Annotated in this window: 14 protein-coding genes; 7 read left to right on the top strand and 7 right to left on the bottom strand. The window is 56.2% G+C overall.

Features of this window, described 5'->3' with window-relative positions:
• The first annotated feature begins 124 nt into the window (after window positions 1-124).
• Complete coding sequence (locus DW56_RS05085) at window positions 125-2,530, top strand: glucose/quinate/shikimate family membrane-bound PQQ-dependent dehydrogenase (RefSeq protein ID WP_024552170.1); 2,406 nt, start codon at window positions 125-127, stop codon at window positions 2,528-2,530.
• Window positions 2,531-2,692: 162 nt separating this feature from the next.
• Here DW56_RS05085 and cueO read toward each other — a convergent pair whose 3' ends face one another.
• Complete coding sequence (gene cueO, locus DW56_RS05080) at window positions 2,693-4,231, bottom strand: multicopper oxidase CueO (protein WP_024552169.1); 1,539 nt, start codon at window positions 4,229-4,231, stop codon at window positions 2,693-2,695.
• A gap of 487 nt (window positions 4,232-4,718) precedes the next feature.
• Here cueO and DW56_RS05075 point away from each other — a divergent pair, with 487 nt between their 5' ends.
• From DW56_RS05075 to speD, 3 genes are all read left to right on the top strand, one after another.
• Window positions 4,719-5,066: a YacC family pilotin-like protein gene (locus DW56_RS05075; RefSeq protein WP_024552168.1), complete on the top strand. Its 348-nt coding sequence runs from the start codon at window positions 4,719-4,721 to the stop codon at window positions 5,064-5,066.
• A 108-nt stretch (window positions 5,067-5,174) separates the two neighbouring features.
• On the top strand, window positions 5,175-6,041 hold the full coding sequence (gene speE / locus DW56_RS05070) for a polyamine aminopropyltransferase (RefSeq protein ID WP_024552167.1): 867 nt from the start codon (window positions 5,175-5,177) through the stop codon (window positions 6,039-6,041).
• Window positions 6,042-6,055: 14 nt separating this feature from the next.
• Window positions 6,056-6,850, top strand: coding sequence for an adenosylmethionine decarboxylase (speD, locus tag DW56_RS05065; RefSeq protein ID WP_024552166.1), 795 nt, complete (start codon window positions 6,056-6,058; stop codon window positions 6,848-6,850).
• A gap of 36 nt (window positions 6,851-6,886) precedes the next feature.
• Here the strand turns inward: speD and yacL are convergent, their stop codons facing one another.
• The gene (yacL, locus tag DW56_RS05060; RefSeq protein WP_024552165.1) at window positions 6,887-7,249 is read right to left on the bottom strand and encodes a protein YacL; all 363 of its coding nucleotides are present in this window, start codon (window positions 7,247-7,249) and stop codon (window positions 6,887-6,889) included.
• A gap of 193 nt (window positions 7,250-7,442) precedes the next feature.
• Between yacL and DW56_RS05055 the strand changes: the two genes are divergently transcribed.
• Window positions 7,443-7,826: a hypothetical protein gene (locus DW56_RS05055; protein WP_024552164.1), complete on the top strand. Its 384-nt coding sequence runs from the start codon at window positions 7,443-7,445 to the stop codon at window positions 7,824-7,826.
• Between the two features lie 72 nt (window positions 7,827-7,898).
• Here the strand turns inward: DW56_RS05055 and acnB are convergent, their stop codons facing one another.
• Window positions 7,899-10,496 carry a bifunctional aconitate hydratase 2/2-methylisocitrate dehydratase gene (acnB, locus tag DW56_RS05050; RefSeq protein WP_139152800.1) on the bottom strand — a complete coding sequence of 866 codons (2,598 nt, stop codon included), beginning with the start codon at window positions 10,494-10,496 and terminating at the stop codon, window positions 7,899-7,901.
• Between the two features lie 919 nt (window positions 10,497-11,415).
• Between acnB and DW56_RS05045 the strand changes: the two genes are divergently transcribed.
• Together DW56_RS05045 and DW56_RS05040 are read left to right on the top strand one after the other, a co-directional pair.
• A complete protein-coding gene (locus DW56_RS05045) occupies window positions 11,416-12,978 on the top strand; it encodes a DUF3300 domain-containing protein (protein WP_024561975.1) in 1,563 nt (520 codons plus the stop codon).
• Between the two features lie 11 nt (window positions 12,979-12,989).
• The gene (locus DW56_RS05040; protein ID WP_024561974.1) at window positions 12,990-13,838 is read left to right on the top strand and encodes a DUF2950 family protein; all 849 of its coding nucleotides are present in this window, start codon (window positions 12,990-12,992) and stop codon (window positions 13,836-13,838) included.
• 51 nt (window positions 13,839-13,889) lie between these two features.
• Here DW56_RS05040 and traT read toward each other — a convergent pair whose 3' ends face one another.
• From traT to aceE, 4 genes are all read right to left on the bottom strand, one after another.
• On the bottom strand, window positions 13,890-14,621 hold the full coding sequence (gene traT / locus DW56_RS05035) for a complement resistance protein TraT (RefSeq protein WP_024555108.1): 732 nt from the start codon (window positions 14,619-14,621) through the stop codon (window positions 13,890-13,892).
• 347 nt (window positions 14,622-14,968) lie between these two features.
• The gene (lpdA, locus tag DW56_RS05030; protein ID WP_024555107.1) at window positions 14,969-16,393 is read right to left on the bottom strand and encodes a dihydrolipoyl dehydrogenase; all 1,425 of its coding nucleotides are present in this window, start codon (window positions 16,391-16,393) and stop codon (window positions 14,969-14,971) included.
• A gap of 207 nt (window positions 16,394-16,600) precedes the next feature.
• Window positions 16,601-18,502 carry a pyruvate dehydrogenase complex dihydrolipoyllysine-residue acetyltransferase gene (gene aceF / locus DW56_RS05025; RefSeq protein WP_024561973.1) on the bottom strand — a complete coding sequence of 634 codons (1,902 nt, stop codon included), beginning with the start codon at window positions 18,500-18,502 and terminating at the stop codon, window positions 16,601-16,603.
• A gap of 14 nt (window positions 18,503-18,516) precedes the next feature.
• A complete protein-coding gene (gene aceE / locus DW56_RS05020; protein WP_024554108.1) occupies window positions 18,517-21,180 on the bottom strand; it encodes a pyruvate dehydrogenase (acetyl-transferring), homodimeric type in 2,664 nt (887 codons plus the stop codon).
• Window positions 21,181-21,253 lie beyond the last annotated feature (73 nt).

The following is a 21,253-nucleotide window of genomic DNA, read 5'->3' as shown; positions in this document are numbered from 1 at the left end:
AAGGCTGGCAGTATACCAGCAAAAGCATTTACAGCAGGAATGTAAAAAAAAGCCTTTTTTGTGATTCAGATCACACATGTTAATAACTATAATTAGTTGCTACTAAAAATTTACGAGTGTCATTATGGCGGAAACAAAAGTTAAACAGTCACGTTTACTCGTGACCTTAACGGCCCTGTTCGCAGCATTGTGCGGGCTGTATTTATTGATTGGCGGGGTATGGCTGGTCGCGATTGGCGGCTCCTGGTACTACCCTATCGCCGGGGTGGCGATGCTGGCGACGGCATGGCTGTTATGGCGTCGCAACGCTGCGGCGCTCTGGCTTTACGCCGCAATCCTGCTTTGCACCATGATCTGGGGCGTCTGGGAAGTCGGCTTTGACTTCTGGGCCCTGACGCCGCGTTGCGACGTGCTGGTGTTCTTTGGCATCTGGCTGATTTTGCCGTTTGTCTGGCGCCGTCTTGCTACGCCTGCGCGCCCTGGCGTCACCGCCCTTGTGGTTTCGCTCCTTATTACCGGCGGCATGCTGGTCTGGGCGGCCTTTAACGACCCGCAGGAGATCCACGGCACGCTGTCTGCGGACTCCACGCCTGCCGCAGCGGCGGCAAGCAGCGGCGCGGCGGCTATTCCGGAAGGCGACTGGCCGGCTTATGGCCGTAACCAGGAAGGCCAGCGTTACTCCCCGCTCAAGCAGATCAACGCCGACAACGTGCACCAGCTTAAAGAAGCCTGGACTTTCCGCACCGGCGACCTGAAGCTGCCCAACGATCCGGGCGAAATCACCAACGAAGTTACGCCGATCAAAGTTCGCGACACGCTTTACCTCTGTACCGCGCACCAGCGTCTTTTCGCTCTTGATGCCGCTACCGGTAAAGAGAAGTGGCACCTCGATCCGCAGCTTAATACCAACCCGACTTTCCAGCACGTAACCTGCCGCGGCGTTTCTTATCATGAAGCGAACCCGGCTAACACGCCGCCGGAAGTCATGGCTGACTGTCCGCGCCGCATTATCCTGCCGGTAAACGATGGCCGCCTGTTTGCGGTAAACGCCGACAACGGCAAGCTGTGCCAGACCTTTGCCAACAAAGGCATTCTGAACCTGCAAACTAACATGCCGGTTACAACGCCGGGCATGTACGAGCCGACTTCACCGCCAGTCGTTACGGACAAGGTGATTGTGATTGCCGGCGCGGTAACGGATAACTTCTCTACCCGTGAGCCTTCCGGCGTTATTCGCGGTTTTGATATCAATACCGGCGCGCTGCTGTGGGCCTTTGATCCGGGCGCGAAAGATCCGAATGCCATCCCGGCGGATGAGCATCACTTTACGCCGAACTCGCCGAACTCCTGGGCGCCTGCCGCCTACGATGCGAAGCTGGATCTGGTTTATCTGCCGATGGGCGTTTCCACGCCGGATATCTGGGGCGGCAACCGCACGCCGGAGCAGGAGCGTTATGCCAGCTCCATTCTGGCGCTGAACGCCACCACCGGTAAGCTCGCCTGGTCTTATCAGACCGTGCACCACGACCTGTGGGACATGGACCTGCCTGCCCAGCCGACGCTTGCGGATATCACCGTGAACGGCCAGACCGTACCGGTTATCTACGCGCCAGCCAAAACCGGCAATATCTTTGTGCTTGACCGTCGTAACGGCGAGCTGGTGATCCCGGCGCCGGAAAAACCGGTTCCGCAGGGCGCGGCGAAAGGCGACTACGTGACGCCGACTCAGCCGTTCTCTGAACTCTCTTTCCGTCCGAAGAAAGACCTGAGCGGCGCGAACATGTGGGGCGCCACCATGTTCGACCAGCTGGTGTGCCGCGTGATGTTCCACAGCATGCGCTATGAAGGCATTTTCACGCCGCCTTCCGAGCAGGGCACGCTGGTCTTCCCGGGCAACCTGGGGATGTTCGAATGGGGCGGTCTCTCTGTTGACCAGAACCGCCAGGTGGCGATTGCTAACCCTATCGCGCTGCCGTTCGTCTCTAAACTTATCCCGCGCGGTCCGGGCAACCCGATGGAACAGCCGAAAGATGCGCAGGGCACCGGCTCTGAGTCGGGTATTCAGCCGCAGTATGGCGTGCCTTATGGCGTAACGCTGAACCCGTTCCTGTCGCCTTTCGGTCTGCCGTGTAAGCAGCCGGCATGGGGTTACATTTCCGCGCTGGATCTGAAAACCCATGAAATCGTCTGGCAGAAACGCATCGGTACGCCGCGCGACAGCTTCGGCTTCCCGATGCCAGTACCGGTACCGTTCACGCTGGGCATGCCGATGCTGGGCGGTCCGATCTCCACCGCGGGCAACGTGCTGTTTATCGCCGCGACAGCGGACAACTACCTGCGCGCTTATAACGTCACCAACGGCGACAAGCTGTGGGAAGGACGTCTGCCGGCAGGCGGTCAGGCAACGCCGATGACCTATGAGGCTAACGGCAAGCAGTACGTTGTGGTTTCCGCAGGCGGCCACGGCTCGTTTGGTACGAAGATGGGCGACTATATCGTGGCCTACGCGCTGCCGGATGACGCGAAGTAATCTGCCATAAGCAAAATAAAAGCCCCTCTCTGAGGGGCTTTTTTATGGGCACAAGGCAGCGAAGTGAGATGTTTAAAAGCGTACCAGGCGCGCTTCGCAAGGCGCGTAACCTTCAGGAATATAAAGCGACGCCGGCTTGCCTTCAGTGCTGAACGAGAATAATCAGGCCACCGTAAACCCTAACATCATCCCTGTATCTTCATGTTCCAGCAGATGGCAGTGCGCCATATAAGCGTGTTCCGCTGGCGCAGGGTGATTAAAACGCACCAGCACTTCACTGCGCGCCCCCTCCACCCAGACGGTATCTTTCCAGCCTGCGCGGTGCGCCGCAGGCGGCTTGCCGTTTTCGGTCAGGATACGGAACTGCGTGCCGTGAATATGGAACGGGTGCAGCATCATGTCGCCCTCGCCTGAGATGGTCCAGCGTTCATACTGGCCTTTCGCCACGCTGAACGCTGGCGCGCGCATATCAAAGGCTTTGCCGTTAATCTTATTGGCGTTGTGAAAATCCATGCCGTGACCATGGCCGTGGTTCATCTTTCCCATCATCTGCATATGATGTTGATGCCCCGCCAGCGCCTGCTCGCCATATTTTTCTTTCAGCGCCTGCATGCCCATCATGTCGAGCATCGGATCCATCATCAGTTGCAGCCAGCGCGTCGGCAAACCGTCGAGCGAAGGCAGCGCGGGCACCTCAACCAGCTTATCTGGCAATTCGCCGGATGCGGGAATAACCAGCGGCTGAATGCGAACTACCCGTTGCGGCTTATCGAACGGCGCTATCGCCATGCCCATCTGGTTGACCGGCAGGGTCACGATATCGAACGGTTTGTTGTCGCTGGTATCTACCAGCACTTCGAAGCGCTCGCCCGTCAGCATCGGCAGCTCGCTGACTTTCACCGGCTCCGCCAGCAAGCCGCCATCGCTCGCCACGACGTAAAGGGGGCGGTTATCGCTGGCGGCAATCTTCAGCGAACGGGCATTGCAACCATTCAACAGCCGCAGACGCAGCCAGCCTTTCGGCGCGTTATGTTGCGGATACGCCACGCCGTTGCAGAGCAGCGTATCGCCAAACCAGCCCACTGCCGCGCTCATGACGTCCAGCTGATAATCAACTTTGCCGTCCTGGGTGAATTTTTTGTCCTGAATAATGAGCGGCACGTCATCGATGCCCCAAAGCTTGGGCAACATCAGTTGCAGGCTTTCAACATCCTCAATCAGCACCAGGCCCGCCAGCCCCATCGCCACCTGATGCCCGGTTTTGCCGTGCTGATGCGGGTGGAACCAGCAGGTGGCGGCGCGCTGCTGCGGCGTAAAGCTCACCGTGCGCGTGGCCCCCGGCGCGATCACGCCTTGCGGACCGCCATCCACCTCGCCCGGCACTTCCAGCCCGTGCCAGTGCACCGTGGTCTCTTCAGGCAGCGCGTTGCGGATATCCACCGTCACCGGTTTGCCGGAGGTGAGCTTCAGCGCCGGGCCAAGCAAATTGCCGTTGTAGCCCCACGTCGCTACGTTCTGGCCGTTGAACTGGCTTACACCCGCCTGCGCGGTAAGGCGAATTTTGCTTTGCGCATCAGGCGTTAACAGTTCCGGAATGGGTAATGTCGGGCGTTTCGCCGACGGCACCACACGGCCCCAGGCAGGCAGCATGCTGAAGGCGCCCAGCGCGGCGCTGTATTTTAAAAAATCACGGCGTTGCATCTTCTTTCCTTATCGACGACAGGCATGCCACGAGCTTAACCCTTCCCCTAACGGGAAGGTCAAGTAAAGGAAAGCAAACGTGCGGGGATAATGCCGGCTGGGCGGCGGAGAACATCGCCGCTGCCGGTGTACGCGACGTTTTAAGAGCTGGCCAGGCGGCAAGTGAGCAGCCCCCCTCTTTTCCGGCTCTTTTTTCCATGCGTTAAAAACAACAACTTAAAACAGGCGGGTAAAAGAAGATAAAAGAAGACGAGATATAAAGCGCAGCGCTGCTCCGCCTCTTTATTTACTCTCGTTGATTCCGGGTAAAACGCGCTTTTCGCCGCTCACGTTTTTACTGCGCCTTGATTAACATTATGCTGAAAGTGAAATGCTCGCCAGACCGCGTCATACGGGCGTTTATCCGCTAAAAAAGGGGTTAAATCTCCTCGTCGCGCCTGAACGAAATGTGCTATCGTTTGATATCTGTTGGCGAGTGGTAGACGTAATGAACAAGTGGGTCAGGGTGATGTTGCTGGGCTGTCTGATGGGCTTTTCCGCCAGTAGCTTTGCGTTAAGTGAATCAGAAGCGGAAGACATGGCCGATCTCACCGCTGTTTTCGTGTTTCTGAAAAATGACTGCGGTTACCAGAACTTGCCGAACGGACAAATTCGCCGCGCGCTGGTCTTTTTCGCCCAGCAAAACCAATGGGATTTAAGCAATTACGAAACCTTCAACATGAAGGCGCTCGGCGAAGACAGCTATCGCGATCTCAGCGGCATCGCCATTCCCACCGCCAAAAAATGTAAGGCGCTGGCGCGCGACTCCTTAAGCCTGCTCGCTTACGTAAAGTAACCTTTCCCGCACCTCCTTCGTCGAAATAATGACCGTGCATCCACGGTTATTGTTAGCTATTATGTTGCGCCCGTTTTCCAGGGGTGTTAACGAAGGAGGTATCAGCCAATGGCCGATAACAAACTGTGGCATGAAACGCTGCACGACCAGTTTGGTCAGTACTTTGCCGTTGATAATGTGCTTTACCATGAGAAAACCGATCACCAGGATTTGATCATTTTCGAAAATGCGGCTTTTGGCCGGGTGATGGCGCTGGACGGCGTGGTGCAAACCACCGAACGCGATGAGTTTATCTATCACGAAATGATGACCCATGTGCCGCTGCTGGCTCACGGCCATGCAAAGCATGTGCTTATCATCGGCGGCGGCGACGGCGCCATGCTGCGTGAAGTCTCCCGCCATAAAGGCGTCGAAACCATCACGATGGTAGAGATTGACGAGGGCGTGGTCTCTTTCTGCCGCCAGTACTTGCCTCAACACAATGCAGGTAGTTATGACGATCCGCGCTTTAAGCTGGTGATTGACGACGGCGTCAATTTTGTTAACCAGACCACGCAAACGTTTGATGTCATTATCTCTGACTGTACCGACCCGATCGGTCCGGGCGAGAGCCTGTTCACCTCGGCGTTTTACGAAGGGTGCAAGCGCTGCCTGAATCCAGGCGGGATTTTCGTTGCGCAGAACGGCGTCTGCTTCCTGCAACAGGATGAAGCCATCGACAGCCATCGCAAGCTTAGCCACTACTTCAGCGACGTGAGCTTTTATCAGGCGGCCATTCCAACCTACTACGGCGGCATCATGACGTTTGCCTGGGCCACCGACAACGAAGCGCTGCGCAACCTGCCTACAGAAACCTTACAGGCGCGCTTTCACGCCGCCGGCATTAAGTGCCGCTACTATAATCCCGCTATTCATACGGCAGCTTTCGCTCTGCCGCAGTATTTGCAAGATGCCCTGTCTGAACAGGCATCCTAAGGAGGTGATCAAAATTGAAAAAGCTTAAACTGCATGGCTTTAACAACCTGACCAAAAGCCTGAGTTTTTGTATTTACGATATTTGCTACGCCAAAACGGCGGAAGAGCGCGATGGTTATATCGCTTATATCGATGAACTCTACAACGCCAACCGTCTGACGGAAATTCTGACAGAAACCTGCTCGATTATCGGCGCCAATATTCTGAACATTGCGCGTCAGGATTATGAGCCGCAGGGCGCCAGCGTCACCATTCTGGTGAGCGAAGAGCCGGTCGACCCAAAACTTATTGATAAGTCTGAACATCCCGGACCGCTGCCCGAAACCGTCGTGGCGCATCTGGATAAAAGCCATATTTGCGTGCATACCTACCCGGAAAGCCATCCGGAGGGCGGGCTTTGCACCTTCCGCGCTGATATTGAAGTTTCTACCTGCGGCGTGATTTCGCCCCTGAAGGCGCTGAATTATTTAATCCACCAGCTCGAGTCCGATATCGTCACCGTCGACTACCGCGTACGCGGCTTTACCCGCGACGTGAACGGCATGAAGCACTTTATCGATCACGAGATTAATTCCATCCAGAATTTTATGTCGGAAGACATGAAATCACTCTACGACATGGTGGATGTGAACGTTTACCAGGAAAATATCTTCCACACCAAAATGCTGCTTAAAGAGTTCGATCTTAAGCACTACATGTTCCATACCAAACCGGAAGATTTAACCGAAGAAGAGCGCAAAACTATTACGGACCAGCTCTGGAAAGAGATGCGCGAAATTTACTACGGCCGCAATATTCCCGCCGTATAAACGCCTGTGGAGCAGGGAAGCTCCACTTCGCCGCGCTTAGCGTTGGTTAAGAAAGGCGCGATAGGCCGCCGCCACTTGCAGGAAGTCTTCAAGGCCGCAGAGCGAAAGACTTTCTTCGTCGTAGTAGCTCATCCCCTCTTCCATTTCGTCGCCGGAAAACTCCAGCTGGTTGGCGCGCACCATCACCTCTTCGCCATCAAGCCACAACGTGTATTCATGGCCGGTTTTCTGCCACTGCCGCTCGCTACCTTTAACCTCGCTCGCCGCCTGTTCCACTTCGTCGAGCAACGCCAGGTTCTCTTTCACCTCTTCGTTGAACCAGTGACCGAGCGCCTCATGCCCCATCGACATGCGCACTTTTACCAGGCCGGTAATATCGCGCAGAAATTCGTAATCCATGGTGTTTTCCTCTGCAAAAGGCAATGCGTGACCGCTGCACTGTACCTGTGTAGTTATTATCGCAGCATGAAAGCGAAAAAAAAGCGCACCGGGCGATGCCTGATGAAAAAAGCCTGCGCGCCCGTCTGGCGGTCTGGCTGTGCTATGCTGTGGTTCTTGTTAACGCCTTAATTTGTAAAGAACTATGCCAAAACTGAAAATGACGCTTGCCCGGTCCCTGCTGTTCTGCGCCGTCGCACTGCCCCTTTCCGCCGCCTGGGCGGGCGATGCGGTAAGGCTGGACTGCCTGACGCGACAAAATGTGCTGATCTCCTTTTTTAAATATCACCTCACCACCATGAAGTGGGGCAACCATTTTCAAATCGCCTCCGGCGTGCGTAAAACGCAGACCAAAGCAGGCAAACGTTATGAAGTTATCTCTTTTCGCAATGGCGATGATCTTATCTATTTTCCGGCAAATGAGCGCTATTACCTGATTTACGCCGACCAGCAGAAGCCGGAGCGCTGCCAGACCGAGGAAAGCTTCACCTACCCGGTGGTCAGCCTGCCGCGCTACGACGGCAAAGCGAATTCCTGAAGCGATGGCGCATAAAAAAAGGGAAGCGCAGAGGCTTCCCTTTTTTAGTGGCTCCGGCGAACCGGGCGGGTATTAAACTGCCGTCTGGAAGATAACGCCGTCCGCTTTCTCGGTGTACTGAGAAAGCTGGTCGAAGTTCAGATAACGGTAGGTATCTACCGCTGTCTTATCAACCTGAGCAACAAAGGTCTGGTACTCTTCCGGCGTTGGCAGCTTGCCGATGAGCGCCGCAACCGCCGCCAGTTCCGCAGACGCCAGATAGACGTTCGCCCCGGTGCCTAAGCGGTTCGGGAAGTTACGGGTCGAGGTTGAAACCACCGTCGAACCGTCCGCCACGCGCGCCTGGTTACCCATGCACAGCGAACAGCCTGGGATCTCAATGCGCGCGCCGCTCTTACCGAATACGCTGTAGTAACCCTCTTCGGTGAGCTGCGCGGCGTCCATACGGGTCGGCGGCGCCACCCACAGGCGGGTCAGCAGCTGGCCTTTATGGCTGTCCAGCAGCTTGCCGGCGGCACGGAAGTGGCCGATGTTGGTCATGCAGGAACCGATAAACACTTCGTCAATCTTATCGCCCTGCACGTCAGAGAGCAGACGCGCGTCGTCCGGATCGTTCGGCGCGCACAGAATCGGCTCTTTGATTTCGTTCAGATCGATGTCGATCACTGCCGCATATTCTGCGTCAGCGTCCGCTTCCATCAGTTGCGGATCCGCAAGCCACTTCTCCATGCCCTGGATACGGCGCTCCAGCGTACGGCGGTCGCCGTAGCCTTCGGCAATCATCCACTTCAGCAGCACGATGTTGGAGGTCAGGTACTCGATAATCGGCTCTTTATTGAGCTTGATGGTGCAGCCTGCCGCAGAGCGCTCGGCAGAGGCGTCGGTCAGTTCAAACGCCTGCTCTACTTTCAGATCAGGCAGACCTTCAATTTCCAGAATGCGGCCGGAGAAGATGTTCTTCTTGCCTTTCTTCTCTACGGTCAGCAGCCCCTGCTGGATAGCGTAATACGGGATGGCGTGAACCAGGTCGCGCAGGGTAATGCCCGGCTGCATCTGGCCCTTAAAGCGCACCAGCACCGATTCCGGCATATCCAGCGGCATAACGCCGGTCGCAGCGGCAAACGCCACCAGACCCGAACCTGCCGGGAAAGAAATACCGATCGGGAAACGGGTGTGGGAGTCGCCGCCGGTGCCCACGGTATCCGGCAGCAGCATGCGGTTCAGCCAGGAGTGAATCACGCCATCGCCCGGGCGCAGCGACACGCCGCCGCGGTTCATGATGAAGTCCGGCAGGGTGTGGTGCGTGGTGACGTCAACCGGCTTCGGATAAGCAGCGGTATGACAGAATGATTGCATCACCAGGTCAGAGGAGAAGCCCAGGCACGCCAGGTCTTTCAGCTCGTCACGGGTCATCGGGCCGGTGGTATCCTGCGAGCCGACAGAGGTCATCTTCGGTTCGCAGTACTGGCCCGGACGAATGCCCGCTACGCCGCAGGCGCGGCCAACCATTTTTTGCGCCAGCGAGAAACCACGGTCGCTCTCAACAACATCTTTCGCCTGACGGAAAACGTCGCTGTGCGGCAGACCCAGCGCTTCACGCGCTTTGGTGGTCAGGCCGCGGCCGATGATCAGCGGAATACGGCCGCCCGCGCGCACTTCGTCAATCAGCACGTCGGTTTTCAGCTCGAAGGTTGCCAGCAGTTCATCGGTGTAGTGGTTACGCACTTCACCTTTGTACGGGTAGATATCAATAGCGTCGCCCATATTGAGGTTCGACACATCAACTTCGATAGGCAGCGCGCCCGCATCTTCCATGGTGTTAAAGAAGATAGGCGCGATTTTGCCGCCCAGCACCACACCGCCGCCGCGCTTGTTCGGCACGTGCGGGATATCGTCGCCCATAAACCACAGCACGGAGTTGGTGGCGGATTTACGGGAAGAACCGGTGCCCACGACGTCGCCGACGTAAGCCAGCGGGAAGCCTTTTTGCGCCAGCGCTTCAATTTGCTTGATGGGGCCGACGACGCCTGGCTGATCCGGCTCAATGCCGTCGCGGGCGTTTTTCAGCATCGCCAGCGCATGCAGCGGGATATCCGGGCGCGACCAGGCGTCCGGCGCCGGAGAAAGGTCGTCGGTGTTGGTTTCGCCCGTCACTTTAAATACGGTAACGGTAATTTTTTCGGCCAGCGCAGGGCGAGACAGGAACCACTCGGCGTTAGCCCAGGAGTGCATAATCTGTTGCGCGTGAGCGTTGCCCGCTTTGGCTTTCTCTTCCACATCGTAGAAGTTATCGAACATCAGGAGCGTATGAGACAGCGCTTTGGCGGCAATCGGCGCCAGCGTTTCGTTATCCAGCGCGTCGATCAACGGGTGGATGTTATAACCACCCTGCATTGTGCCCAGCAGCTCGATCGCTTTTTCCGGGGTAACCAGCGGAGAGGAGGCTTCGCCTTTGGCGACAGCAGCAAGGAATCCGGCTTTTACATAGGCGGCTTCGTCAACGCCTGGGGGTACACGGTTGGTAAGCAGATCTAACAGAAACTCTTCTTCACCCGCTGGCGGGGTTTTCAGCAGCTCGACGAGCGCGGCCATTTGGGTTGCATCTAAGGGTTTGGCTACAATCCCCTCGGCGGCACGCTCAGCTACGTGCTTACGGTATTCTTCTAGCACGACGGTTCTCCTCGCTCTCATTGTCATAAGGGAGCCAGGCTATTCTCTTCACGCTCCTGTGAGACAGCAGTTTGTAGGGTAAATGCCCGGTTCCGCGTCGGGCAGAATAGCAGGATTTAGACTCTCTGTTAATCTGTTTACAAAAAAGCAACATTAAATATTTGCTGAATCGTTAAGCAACGCATAACGCGTTTCGGAAGTGAGATTTCAGACACAAAAAAACCGCCGGGTGGCGGTCTGTTTGTTGTGTTCAGGTGGTAGCAGGCACCTTTGCACAGGTATTGCGGCAAGTACGACACAGCAGAATCATGCCAGCTGTCCTGCGCGTCGGCAAGCCCAGGTGTACGTTTTGCGTACCGCTTTCAGAATTTACATGTAATCGCGTGTAAGCGTAAAGGATGCCTTTCCGGGGCGCCTCACTCTGGCTATATTGCGCCCTGGCCTGCTTCGCTGGCGTAGCAGCCAGTCACCGGGCCTGGAAGCAGTTCCCTAACCTTACGTGGCAAGTACGACATACTTGCCTGGTTCTGCCTTTCCCGGTGAAGAAGGAATCAACGTACCCCGCAAGGGAATACGCGCAATGGAAATGCGTTTGCTGTATACGCTTCTCATTGTATTAAGCGCAGCGATGACAATGATGCAGGGCGGCTGGACTATTTCAGACATCCACATTCAGTTCATCCTGAACTTAGGCAATTAAGCTACTGGCCGCCTTCGCGGCGGCCTTTTACTGGCCTCTCCCTGGCCGGCGATTTTTTATCTGAAAAAGAACCAACAGTGAGCTACCGCTCGTTTCGTCAATCTTCGCGTTTCTACACTCATTATTGTGGCTTCGCTTCGATGACGGGTCTGTAACGACCAGCCTCCCTCCCAACGTTACGCCTGCCGGTATCTGTCTTATGCCGATGGAGAGTTAAATATGCCTCTGCAAGTTAAACCCCGCCTGCTGGCGTTGCTCTGCGCTGCCGCTGCGTCAGGCGCCGGAGGCGCGCTTTTGCTTATGCGCGCTTTATCTGCCGCTACGCCGCCTGCCGCGACTGTTCAACAAGTGCAGGCAATGCCCGCCGCTCCCCTTGCGCCCTCTCCTGCGCCAGCGTTTTCCACGGCCCAGATAGATCAGTGGGTCGCGCCGGTAGCGCTTTTCCCGGATCCGCTGCTTTCTCAGGTACTGATGGCGGCAACTTACCCGGCAAGCGTTGTACAGGCTGTGCAATGGTCGCATGACAACCCCACGTTGCAGGGCGACGCCGCCATCGCAGCCGTAGCGAATCAACCCTGGGACGCCAGCGTAAAATCGCTGGTGGCATTCCCGCAGCTCATGGCGTTAATGGGAGAAAATTCGCAGTGGGTGCAAAGTCTGGGCGACGCTTTCCTGGCGCAACCTCAGGCGGTGATGGACTCGGTGCAAAAGCTACGGGCGCTGGCGCAGCAAACCGGCGCGCTGAAAACGACGCCACAGCAAACGGTGACTACCGTAGCCAAACCCTCGCCGCCAGCTACACCCGCTACGCCAGCGCGCGCAGCGCCGTCAGACTCCCCGGCGCCAGCCACTACAACGATTATTAAAATCGAACCCGCCGACCCGCAGGTGGTTTATATCCCCTCTTATAACCCGGCGACGGTATACGGTTCATGGGCCAATACGGCTTATCCACCAGTTTACCTGCCGCCCCCGCCAGGCCAGCAGTTTACCCAGAGCTTCGCTCGCGGTCTGGGTTACAGTCTTGGCGTGGCGACAACTTACGCCTTGTTCAGCAGCATCGACTGGGATGACGACGATGACCATCATCACCATCATGATGACGATGACCATCACTCGCATCACGGCGATAACATCAATATCAACGTCAATAATTACAATCGCATCACCGGAGAGCGACTGAGCGAAAATAACCGGGTCTGGCAGCACAATCCGGCTTACCGCAGCGGCGTTCCTTATGCTGACCCGCATGTGGCGCAACGGTTTCATCAGACTCAGAGCCCTGTCGGCTTAAGCGCAACCGCCGCGCCCGCTTCCAGGGATGCGCAGCGCCAGGCGGCATTGCAGACGCTCCGGCAGCCGTCCGGCGCGCAGGTTAATGCGCCCGGCGCCGGGCGCGACGCCCAGCGTCAGGCCGCATCGCAAAAGCTGCATCAAATCGCGCAGCGCGACAGTTATCGCGGTTATGATGAACGCCCACATTCGGGCATTCGCCCCGCCGCAGCGCATCGCGAAGCGGTAAAACCGCTGCATCACCCGGACGCGCAGCAGCAGCAAAGACGCGAGGCGATAAAACAGCGCCAAAGCCAGCCTGGCGCGGTTTTGCGCCAAAGGAGCCAGAGTCCTTCCTATGTTAACGCGCTGAGCGGCAATGATAGCCGTTCGCCCGACTGGCAGGCGCAACGCCTGCGCGGCGAGCAAAGCCGGCATCTCCTTAACAGTGAGCATCATGAAGCCCTTCGGGAGCGCGCTTCCGGGCATCATGAGCTTCGTCATCATTAAGGTGCGAAACAATGAAAACGAGGTTACTACGTAGCTTGCCAGGTCTGCTGTTTATCCCTGCGCTCGCGCTGGCGCAGCAGCAGTTTGCGACACCCGAGCAGGCCGCCAGCGCGCTGGTCGACGCCGTATCGCAACAAAATGAAGCAGCGCTCAACGCAATACTTACGGAAAGCTGGCGGCAATATTTGCCGCCGGAAGGGGCCGATCCTGAAGCAGTAGCGCGGTTCCTGCGCGACTGGAAAACCAGCCATCATATTGAACAACAGCAAAATGTCGCCTGGCTGAACGTTGGCAAGCAAAACTGGCAGTTGCCCATTCCGCTTGTTAAAACCGCAGACGGCTGGCGTTTCGATATGCAAGGCGCAGCGGATGAAATTCTCACCCGTACGCTCGGCCGCAACGAGCTTTCCGCAATTCAGGCTCTGCACGCCTATGTTCAGGCGCAGCGGGAGTTTTATGCGCTTAACCACTTTTACGCGCAAAAACTTATCAGCAGCGAAGGTCAAAAAGATGGCCTTTACTGGTCAGCGGGGGCGGGCGAAGCGCCAAGCCCGCTCGGCCCGGCATTCAGCCCCGGCATTCCGGGCGCGGGCTATCATGGCTATCGTTTTCGTATCATTACGGCCCATGCCGACGAAGGCCGCTCGCCGTGGCTACATGAAGGCAAACTGACCGGCGGATATGCGCTGATAGCCTGGCCCGTGGCCTATGGTCGAACCGGGGTGACAAGCTTTATGGTGGACGATCAGGAGAGGGTCTGGCAGGCATGGTTAGGCGAGGAGACGGCGCGTAAAGCGCAGGCGATTACCAGTTTTTCACCCGTAGCGCCCTGGCAACAGATAAAAGAGACAGGGCATTAACGTGACGTTTTGCGACGGGCCGCCAGACCGGGCGGCCCGCCTGCGCAGACGTTACAGAATATTGGCGACGGATTTCGCCAGCTGCGCTTCCAGCTGAGGTTTGGCTTCCTCAAATTTCAGGTTAACTTTATTGGCGGTGGAAACTACGCGGGTCTGGTATTTAGCGCGGTTGCCCTGCTCGCTGCTGGTTTGCAGTTTGATGCCGGAAGTCCCCTGACGCAGCGCGGCAATATTGTCGGTAGTGACCGCGGCTTTGCTGCGCTCGGAAATTTGCAGGTCGGTGACCATGGTGTAGTTCACATCTTCCACCATCGCATCAGCAGCAAGGCCAATCAGGCCAGCCGCCAGGCCTACGCCCAACGCTGCGCCGGAGGAGTTGCTGTTATAGGCGGTAATGCCTGCGCCCAGCGCCGCGCCAAGGGCCGCCCCTTCGTAACCGCTTTTCAGATAGTTCTGCGATTCGCGCAGGTCCATCTTATCGGCTTTCAGCACGTTAGCCTGTACCCAGTAGTAAGCCGTATCCGGCGAGCTGGTCACTTTATAACCTTTGGCGGAAAGATCGTTGGCAATCAGCGTTTGCAGGTTGCTCATATCTTTATCAGAGGTGTTTTTCACCTGGATATAAACGGTTTTTTCAGAGGAAGGCTCCAGCCAGACCGTCTCGCTCATCTGAGTTTTCACTTCCAGATTGCGCTTTTTCACGGCAGTCGTCATGGCGCCGCACCCGGTAAGGGTAAACGCAGCCAATACCATGCCAACAACAGCCAACTTTTTAAAAGACATAAACTTTCCTTTTTATTGATGAAATCGCCTGAGCAGACGAGAAAGAGGACGCCAGAGACAAGCCGCTCCGGCAACATGCAGTGAGGGTGTGCAGACGCCGCGCCAGTGCGGCAAGATTCGACAGAAGGTAAAAAGCTCAACGAGATCCCTGTCTTGCGCGTCCCTGTTCATGCGCCGCTCATCTCTGTATAAGCGCATGTGAGTCAATGCATTGAGAGCTATATCGGCAGCAGGAAAAGAAGATTGAGGGAAAAATGCCTACCAGATTAGGTAGTTAGCTTAGACGGGAGCGGATGAGCCAATAAAAAAACGCCTCCGTAGAGGCGTTTTTCAGCAAAGCAAAACGATTATTTTTTCTTCGCTTTCGGGTTCGGCAGGTCGGTGATGCTGCCTTCGAACACTTCTGCCGCCAGGCCCACGGACTCGTGCAGGGTCGGGTGAGCATGGATGGTGAGCGCGATATCTTCAGCGTCACAGCCCATTTCGATAGCCAGTCCGATTTCGCCCAGCAGCTCGCCGCCGTTGGTACCGACAATCGCGCCGCCGATAACACGGTGGGTCTCTTTGTCGAAAATCAGTTTGGTCATACCGTCTGCGCAGTCGGAAGCGATAGCACGGCCAGACGCTGCCCACGGGAAGGTGGCGGTTTCATAGCTGATGCCTTTCTCTTTCGCTTCTTTCTCAGTCAGACCAACCCACGCGACTTCCGGCTCGGTGTAAGCGATGGACGGGATAACTTTCGGGTCGAAGTAGTGCTTCATGCCGGCGATAACTTCAGCGGCAACGTGACCTTCGTGAACGCCTTTGTGCGCCAGCATCGGCTGACCGACGATATCGCCGATAGCGTAAATGTGCGGCACGTTAGTGCGCATCTGCTTGTCAACGCGGATAAAGCCGCGGTCGTCCACTTCCACGCCCGCTTTGCCTGCATCCAGGTTTTTGCCGTTCGGCACACGGCCGATAGCCACCAGCACCGCGTCGTAACGCTGTGCTTCAGCAGGCGCTTTTTTGCCTTCCATGGAGACGTAAATACCGTCTTCTTTTGCTTCAACGGCAGTGACTTTAGTTTCCAGCATCAGGTTGAACTTCTTGCTGATGCGCTTGGTAAAGACTTTCACTACGTCTTTATCGGCAGCCGGGATAACCTGGTCGAACATTTCAACCACGTCGATTTCTGAACCCAGCGCGTGATAAACGGTACCCATCTCCAGACCGATGATGCCGCCGCCCATAACCAGCATGCGTTTCGGCACTTCTTTCAGCTCCAGGGCGTCGGTGGAATCCCATACGCGCGGATCTTCGTGCGGAATGAACGGCAGCTGAATCGGACGGGAACCCGCCGCGATGATAGCGTTGTCGAAGTTAATAACGGTTTTGCCGTTCTCGCCTTCCACTTCCAGGGTGTTGGCGCCGGTGAATTTACCCAGGCCATTCACCACTTTCACTTTACGGCCTTTGGCCATACCAGCCAGACCGCCGGTCAGCTGATTGATAACTTTTTCTTTCCAGGTACGGATTTTGTCGATATCGGTTTTCGGCTCGCCGAAAACGATGCCGTGCTCGGCCAGCGCTTTCGCTTCTTCGATGACTTTCGCTACGTGCAGCAGCGCTTTAGAAGGGATACAACCGACGTTCAGACATACACCGCCGAGGGTGCTGTAACGTTCTACGATGACGGTTTCCAGACCTAAATCCGCGCAACGGAAGGCCGCAGAGTAGCCTGCCGGGCCTGCCCCAAGTACCACGACCTGAGTTTTGATTTCAGTACTCATCATGACCTCTTAATTTATATCCGGCGGGTCTGACGCTTTTGTTATTACGCCCATCATCCACCGGGACGTTCTATCCGCTCGCATTTTACAAAATTGTTAACAATTTTGAAACAACAAACGGCAAACGATTCCTGTTTAGCAGCCAATAATCTCACGAGCTTACGAAGATTATCAGAAAAAAGCCGGCCGTCAGGCCGGCTTTTTCGCTTACATCACCAGACGGCGAATGTCAGACAGCGTGTTGTTGATGATGGTGATAAAGCGCGCACCATCAGCACCGTCAATCACGCGGTGGTCGAAGGAGAGAGAGATCGGCAGCATCAGGCGCGGCGCGAACTCTTTACCATTCCAGACCGGTTCCATGGACGATTTGGAGACGCCCAGGATAGCCACTTCCGGCGCGTTGACGATCGGCGCGAAGTGGGTGGTGCCCAGGCCGCCGATGCTGGAGATGGTGAAGCAGCCGCCCTGCATTTCGCCAGCGGTCAACTTACCATCACGCGCTTTTTTGGAGATGGTCATCAGCTCGCGAGACAGCTCGATGATGCCTTTCTTGTTCACGTCCTTGAACACCGGAACCACCAGGCCGTTCGGGGTATCTACCGCAACGCCGATGTTGATGTATTTCTTCAGGGTCAGACGCTGGCCATCTTCAGACAGCGAGCTGTTGAAGCGCGGCATCTGCTCAAGGGCAGCGGCAACGGCTTTCATGATGAAGACAACCGGGGTGATCTTCACATCCAGCTTACGCTTCTCAGCTTCGGCGTTCTGCTGTTTGCGGAACGCTTCCAGGTCAGTGATGTCGGTTTTGTCGAAGTGCGTAACGTGCGGGATCATCACCCAGTTACGGCTCAGGTTCGCGCCAGAGATTTTCTGGATGCGGCCCAGTTCCACTTCTTCCACTTCACCAAACTTGCTGAAGTCCACTTTCGGCCACGGCAGCAGGCCAGGCAGAGAGCCGCCGGTCGCGCCCGCAGCAGGTGCAGATTCAGCGCGTTTCACCGCGTCTTTGACATAAGCCTGAACGTCTTCGCGCAGGATGCGGCCTTTACGACCGGTACCTTTCACTTTCGCCAGGTTTACGCCGAATTCGCGCGCCAGGCGGCGGATCAGCGGAGTAGCGTGAACGTAAGCGTCGTTTTCAGCAAACTCAGACTTGCCTTCCGCTTTCGCAGGCGTAGCAGCCGGTTTGTCAGCTTTCGCCGCCGGAGCCGGGGCAGCCGCTTCCTGTTTAGCCGCCGGAGCCGCAGCAGGCGCCGCGCCTTCCACTTCGAAGATCATGATCAGCGAGCCCGTGGAGACTTTGTCGCCCACATTCACTTTCAGCTCTTTCAAGGTGCCTGCAAACGGCGCCGGCACTTCCATAGAAGCTTTGTCGCCTTCTACGGTGATGAGAGACTGTTCAGCGGAAACTTTATCGCCCACTTTCACCAGAACTTCGGTCACTTCAACTTCGTCGCCGCCGATGTCCGGTACGTTGACCTCTTTCGCGCCAGCAGCGGCTGCCGGAGCGGTTGCTGCCTGCTCAGTCACCTGCGGTTTCGCTTGCGCAGCCGGCGCTTCGCCCGCCACTTCGAAGACCATGATCAGAGAGCCGGTGGAGACTTTGTCGCCGGTGTTGATTTTGATCTCTTTAACAGTGCCCGCGAACGGCGCCGGCACTTCCATAGAGGCTTTGTCGCCTTCTACGGTGATCAGAGATTGCTCAGCGGTAACCTGGTCGCCCACTTTGACCAGGATCTCGGTGACTTCAACTTCGTCGCCGCCGATATCCGGAACGTTAACCTCTTTCGCTGCGGCAGCTGCCGGAGCGGAAGCCTGCGCCGGAGCCGCTGCTTTTTTCTCTTCCTGCGCAGGTGCAGCGGCTGCTACACCCTCGGCGGAATCGAAAATCATGATCAGTTTGCCGGTCTCGACTTTGTCGCCGACAGAGACTTTGATCTCTTTAACCACGCCCGCCTGCGGAGACGGCACTTCCATAGAGGCTTTGTCGCCTTCTACGGTGATCAGCGACTGTTCAGCTTCAACTTTGTCGCCCACTTTGACCAGGATCTCGGTGACTTCAACTTCGTCCGCCCCGATGTCCGGTACATTGATTTCGATAGCCATTCTTTCTTTACCTCTTATGCCAGACGCGGGTTGACTTTATCTGCATCGATATTGAATTTGGTGATGGCGTCAGCCACAACTTTCTTATCGATTTCACCACGTTTAGCCAGTTCGCCCAGCGCTGCCACAACCACGTAAGAAGCATCAACTTCGAAGTGGTGACGCAGATTTTCACGGCTGTCAGAGCGACCGAAGCCGTCAGTACCCAGTACGCGGTAATCGTCAGCCGGTACATAAGTACGAACCTGCTCAGCGAACAGTTTCATATAATCAGTGGAAGCCACGGCCGGCGCATCGTTCATCACCTGAGCGATGTACGGAACGCGCGGGGTTTCCATCGGGTGCAGCATGTTCCAGCGCTCGCAATCCTGACCGTCGCGAGCAAGCTCAGTGAAGGAGGTCACGCTGTAAACATCGGAACCGATGCCGTAGTCTTTCGCCAGGATCTGCGCTGCTTCACGTACATGACGCAGGATAGAACCGGAGCCCAGCAGCTGAACTTTACCTTTCGCGCCTTCAACGGTTTCGAGTTTGTAGATACCTTTACGGATACCTTCCTCGGCGCCCTGCGGCATGGCCGGCATGTGGTAGTTTTCGTTCAGTGTGGTGATGTAGTAGTAAACGTTCTCTTGCGCTTCACCGTACATACGCTCCAGACCGTTGTGCATGATCACAGCGACTTCGTAAGCGTAAGCCGGGTCGTAAGAGATACAGTTCGGGATAGTCAGAGACTGAATGTGGCTGTGACCATCTTCGTGCTGCAAACCTTCGCCGTTCAGAGTAGTACGACCGGAGGTGCCGCCGATCAGGAAGCCGCGCGCCTGCTGGTCGCCCGCCGCCCAGCACAGGTCGCCGATACGCTGGAACCCGAACATGGAGTAGTAGATATAGAACGGGATCATCGGCAGGTTGTTGGTGCTGTAAGAGGTCGCCGCAGCCAGCCAGGAAGAACCTGCGCCCAGCTCGTTGATCCCTTCCTGGAGAATCTGGCCTTTCTCGTCTTCTTTGTAGTAAGCCACCTGCTCACGGTCCTGCGGGGTGTACTGCTGGCCGTTCGGGCTGTAGATACCAATCTGACGGAACAGACCTTCCATACCAAAGGTACGCGCTTCGTCGGCGATGATCGGAACCAGACGATCTTTGATCGAGTTGTTCTTCAGCATGACGTTCAGGGCGCGAACGAAAGCGATGGTGGTGGAGATCTCTTTGTTCTGCTCTTCCAGCAGGGAACGGAAGTCTTCCAGCGTCGGCAGCTCAAGCTTCTCGGTGAAGTTCGGCTGACGGGACGGCAGGTAACCGTGCAGCGCCTGACGGCGTTCATGCAGGTATTTATGCTCTTCAGACCCTTCCGGGAAGGTGATGTACGGCAGTTTTTCCAGGTCGGCATCGGCTACCGGAACGTTGAAACGGTCGCGAACGTAACGCACGCCGTCCATGTTCATTTTCTTAACCTGGTGCGCGATGTTTTTACCTTCGGCGGTGTCGCCCATGCCGTAACCTTTCACGGTGTGAGCAAGGATAACGGTCGCTTTGCCTTTGGTTTCCTGCGCTTTCTTAAATGCAGCGTAGATTTTCTTCGGATCGTGGCCGCCGCGGTTCAGCGCCCAAATCTCATCGTCAGACCAGTCGGCAACCAGCGCGGCGGTTTCCGGATATTTACCGAAGAAGTGCTCGCGAACATAAGCGCCGTTTTTGGATTTGAAGGTCTGGTAGTCGCCGTCAACGGTTTCGTTCATCAACTGAATCAGCTTGCCGCTGGTGTCTTTACGCAGCAGCTCGTCCCAACGGGAGCCCCACATAACTTTGATGACGTTCCAGCCAGCGCCGCTGAAGATGCCTTCCAGTTCGTTGATGATCTTGCCGTTGCCGGTTACCGGACCATCCAGACGCTGTAAGTTACAGTTGATAACGAAGACCAGGTTGTCCAGCTTCTCGCGGGTTGCGATGGTGATGGCGCCTTTAGATTCCGGCTCATCCATCTCGCCATCGCCCAGGAAAGCGTAAACGGTCTGCGCAGACGTGTCTTTCAGGCCGCGGTGTTCCAGATACTTCAGGAATTTAGCCTGATAAATCGCGCCGATCGGGCCAAGGCCCATGGAGACGGTCGGGAATTGCCAGAATTCCGGCATCAGTTTCGGGTGCGGGTAAGAAGAGAGACCGTTGCCGTGAACTTCCTGACGGAAGTTGTTCATCTGCTCTTCAGTCAGACGACCTTCAACGAAGGCACGCGCATACACGCCCGGAGAGATATGCCCCTGGAAGTAAACCAGATCGCCGCCGTCTTTTTCGTTGCGAGCGCGGAAGAAGTGGTTAAAACACACTTCATAGATGGTCGCTGAAGACTGGAAGGAAGCCATGTGACCGCCGAGTTCCAGATCTTTTTTGGACGCGCGCAGAACGGTCATAATGGCGTTCCAACGAATTGCAGAACGAATACGACGCTCAAGGTCCAGATTGCCCGGGTATTCCGGTTCATCTTCAACGGCAATAGTGTTGACGTAGTTGCTAGCCCCTGTACCAGCCGCTACTTTCACGCCGCCTTTACGGGCTTCGGAGAGTAACTGGTCGATCAGATACTGAGCGCGCTCAACACCTTCTTCACGGATGACCGATTCGATCGCCTGTAGCCAGTCGCGAGTTTCGATCGGATCCACGTCATTTTGGAAACGTTCTGACATGGGGGTATTCCTTATCTCTCTAATACGTTGATTTGTCTGGAACCTGTCCCATTGCACTCTTTGTTCTTCATAT

This window comes from Franconibacter helveticus LMG 23732 (genome assembly GCF_000463115.2).
Taxonomy (GTDB): domain Bacteria; phylum Pseudomonadota; class Gammaproteobacteria; order Enterobacterales; family Enterobacteriaceae; genus Franconibacter; species Franconibacter helveticus.
The sequence above is the reverse complement of the archived record's forward strand: the minus strand, read 5'-3'. Positions and strand labels throughout refer to the sequence as shown.